We start from the raw sequence: 3,372 nt of genomic DNA, 5'->3' as shown, positions 1-3,372 counted from the left end.
GCCGCGTTTTTCAGTCACCCTTGTCAGGTGTCACCGATTTGGTTTTTCGATTGTCGTCCTGACTTCTTGGGTGAAGCGGCTCAAATTGCTGTCGAGCAAGGCGCACAGACGATCGATATTAATATGGGTTGTCCGGTGAATAAAATCACTAAAAATGGCGGTGGCTCGTCATTACTGCGAGATCCCGATACTGCCGTCGCGATCGTCAAAGCGGTCGTCAATGCTGTTAATATACCCGTGACGGTCAAAACCAGAATTGGTTGGTCGGATGATGAAATTAATATTTTAGATTTTGCTCAGCGGATGCAGGATGCTGGCGCACAGATGCTCACGGTTCACGCTCGTACTCGCGCTCAAGGCTATAATGGTACGGCTAATTGGGACTGGATTCGACGAGTAAAAGCAGTGCTATCGATTCCGGTAATCGCCAATGGTGATATCTTTTCAGTAGAAGCTGCGATCGCATGTCTGGAGCAGACTGGAGCCGATGGGGTGATGTGTTCGCGTGGGACGCTCGGCTATCCTTTTCTCGTCGGTGAAATCGACCATTTTCTCAAAACGGGCGAGCTGCTACCACCGCCAAGTTCGATCGACAGGTTAGCATGTGCCAAAGAACATCTCCAAAACTTGTACTCATACAAAGGCGAGCGGGGTATTCTGCAAGCTCGCAAGCACATGACTTGGTATGCGAAGGGATTTTTAGGTGCGTCAGAACTCCGCACACAGCTACAGGAAATCAAGAATGTAGCTCAAGGCGTGGATTTACTCGATCGACAGATCGAATTATTAGCTCCAGAGGTTTAGCGGCTAGAGACTCACATCACAAATAACTAGCCACTTACCGATTATAAATTACCGCGTAGGGCTGCAAGTAAAAATACCACAACTGGGCCAGCAATCATAATCATCGCCACCATTGACAGTTGGGCGATTACTTCCCAGTTAATACTCAGTACACTATCAACAATACCGCTCAAAAAATCCATATTTCCTCTCAAACAAACTTAGATTTATTATATAGCCAACAGGATCGGCGATACAATCTTATCTGCGCTGCGCGGGATTAGATTAATTTCGTTTACAAAACTACATGAAAGAGATGGGAGATGGGAGATGGGCGCTGGGAGAGCATTTTAACAGGGAAAGTGTAAATCGATGTAAATACTAATAGACTAGATGAGTAATAACTAACAACCTAAAATATGTCTACGTGGCGGTGTGTGAAGCAGTGTGGGGCTTGTTGTAACCTCGATCCGAGCGATCGACCAGATTTGGAAGAGTACCTGCCACCGGAGCAGCTAGCCATCTATCTGAGCATGGTGGGCGAAGATGGCTGGTGTGTGAATCTCGATCGCGATACCCAATCCTGTAATATTTATGAAGATCGCCCCTCCTTCTGTCGGGTACAGGAAGATACCTTCGTGGCGATGTTTGGGATCGAGCCGGAGGATTTGAATGATTTTGCGATCGCGTGTTGTCGGGAGCAGATCGAAGGCGTGTATGGAGATCGCAGTCTAGAGGCAATCCGATTTGACACAGAATTGGGAATTTTCCTTTAAGCCTCGACCTTTTGCGATTGGTATGAGAAGATAGGGGGAAAATGAAAACCTAGCTAAACTCAGATTGTCCAGTGACTAGCCCTTCTACTTCAGAAACCTCATCTGACGATATTGTCGTCCAAACCATCGTCACTGAGTCGTCCACAAGTCTCCAAAAATCGAGTGTGTGGAGTACTTTCTTCTCGACGTTTATCACGATTTTCCTCGCTGAAATGGGCGACAAAACTCAACTAGCGACGCTATTGTTGAGTGCCGAGTCTCAATCGCCGTGGATCGTGTTTCTCGGTGCGGGTGCGGCTTTGATTGCAACTAGTTTGGTAGGTGTATTACTAGGGCGTTATCTAGCGAAGGTATTGTCGCCCAGAACTCTAGATATTGCTGCGGGAGCTTTATTGATGGTAATTGCGATTCTGTTGTTAGGGGATGTTGTGCAACTTTAAATAGGAGCAATTATTCATAATGCCTAACTTCGCTTGATTCTAGAAAATAAGATAAAGTTTTAGGGTAGGTTGGGTTGTGATGTCTCCAACGGCGAGGCTACGCCAACGGCTATCGCTCATCAACCAGAATGAAACCCAACATTTCTATGATACTGGTGTGTTCTTTGGGTTTTGCTACGCGCAACCCAGCCTACGAATTTTCTTGTCATGTTTGACATTGAGAGTATCAATCTCCCTGCGGACATTCTTCCCAGAGATTGGTGTTTTGCCGTAAACTACTCCAATTCCCACCACCTAAAATCAGGTGATCTAATAAGGGAATACCAAGTAACTTTGCACCTGCGAGTAATTGCCGCGTGAGATCGAGATCGGCTTGACTGGGTTCGGTGCTGCCCGATGGGTGATTGTGTGCGACGATCGTTTTGGTGGCACCTTGCTTGAGGATGGCGGTGAAGATTTCTTTGGGTGGTGCGAGGGTTTCGGTGGCAGTCCCGATCGTGATTAACTGAGTACCGAGCAACCTATTCTTGACATCTAATAATAATATGGCAAATCGCTCTTGAGTAGACCACATCAACTCTTGACTCAGAGCGGCGGCGGCACTATCGGGACTCTCTATGATAGCTCGATCGGGTGGACGCAAGACACAAGCCCTCTGCCCCAATTCTACCGCAGCTAAGATCGCGGTCGCCTTGGCGGGGCCGACACCAGGAATATCCATTAATTCTTGGGGATGAAGATCGCGCAATCTTTCTAATGGATCTCGCTGATGTTGCCCTAAATGATTGAGAATATATTCACCTAACCCGATCGCAGACAGTTTACCAGGGCCTTGCCCCGTTCCTAGCAAAATAGCGATTAGTTCTGCATTCTTGAGATGTTTGACGCCATGTGCGAGTAGGCGTTCGCGGGGACGTTCGGAAGTAGGGATATCGATGATGCGCAGGCTGTAGGTCATGCCACGGACAAGTAATCGGCTTGTAATTCAAATTACTTGTCACTCTACGCCGATCGCCTACTCGATCGAATCGCTACAATGGCTGAATTATTTCTCGATCGATAAAAATACTCCAATTTCTAACCGCCACTTAATTTAGCTTTGTATCCCAATTTAGTCACGATCTCCAATAATTTTTGACGATGATCGCCTTGAATCTCGATCGTATTATCCTTGATCGCGCCACCTGCACCACACTGATTTTTGAGTGTCTTGGTGAGGCTGGTAAGTGTCTCTGGTGAGACTTGAAAGCCACTGACAATGGTGACTGTTTTACCGCCTTTACCTTTGCGCGAGGCTTCGATTTTGAGTTTATGCTGGTTGGGTGGTAGTTCGGCGGTATCGTTTGTATCTGGCTCTTCGTCGCCGAATTCGC

6 protein-coding genes are annotated in these 3,372 nt (G+C 47.1%); 3 read left to right on the top strand and 3 right to left on the bottom strand.

Translation table 11 applies throughout. The features are described 5' to 3' along the window. Positions 1-804, top strand: an 804-nt coding sequence (gene dusB / locus RMO52_RS15540) for a tRNA dihydrouridine synthase DusB (protein ID WP_310415886.1), incomplete at its 5' end; no start/stop codon positions are given. 41 nt (positions 805-845) lie between these two features. Here dusB and psb30 read toward each other — a convergent pair. Further along, the gene (gene psb30, locus RMO52_RS15535; RefSeq protein WP_309741775.1) at positions 846-986 is read right to left on the bottom strand and encodes a photosystem II reaction center protein Ycf12/Psb30; all 141 of its coding nucleotides are present in this window, start codon (positions 984-986) and stop codon (positions 846-848) included. A gap of 216 nt (positions 987-1,202) precedes the next feature. Between psb30 and RMO52_RS15530 the strand changes: the two genes are divergently transcribed. Together RMO52_RS15530 and RMO52_RS15525 are read left to right on the top strand one after the other, a co-directional pair. Beyond that, positions 1,203-1,559 carry a YkgJ family cysteine cluster protein gene (locus RMO52_RS15530; RefSeq protein WP_310415883.1) on the top strand — a complete coding sequence of 119 codons (357 nt, stop codon included), beginning with the start codon at positions 1,203-1,205 and terminating at the stop codon, positions 1,557-1,559. A gap of 110 nt (positions 1,560-1,669) precedes the next feature. Continuing rightward, a complete protein-coding gene (locus RMO52_RS15525) occupies positions 1,670-1,999 on the top strand; it encodes a TMEM165/GDT1 family protein (protein ID WP_396135012.1) in 330 nt (109 codons plus the stop codon). 226 nt (positions 2,000-2,225) lie between these two features. Here RMO52_RS15525 and radC read toward each other — a convergent pair whose 3' ends face one another. Both radC and RMO52_RS15515 read right to left on the bottom strand, forming a co-directional pair. Continuing rightward, positions 2,226-2,957 carry a DNA repair protein RadC gene (gene radC, locus RMO52_RS15520; RefSeq protein WP_309737680.1) on the bottom strand — a complete coding sequence of 244 codons (732 nt, stop codon included), beginning with the start codon at positions 2,955-2,957 and terminating at the stop codon, positions 2,226-2,228. 119 nt (positions 2,958-3,076) lie between these two features. Further along, the coding region (locus RMO52_RS15515) for a translation initiation factor (protein ID WP_310415880.1) at positions 3,077-3,372 on the bottom strand (296 nt) is incomplete at its 5' end.

Source organism: Chamaesiphon sp. OTE_8_metabat_110, from assembly GCF_031382685.1.
Taxonomy (GTDB): Bacteria; Cyanobacteriota; Cyanobacteriia; order Cyanobacteriales; family Chamaesiphonaceae; genus Chamaesiphon.
This window is presented reverse-complemented; position numbering and strand designations above follow the sequence as displayed.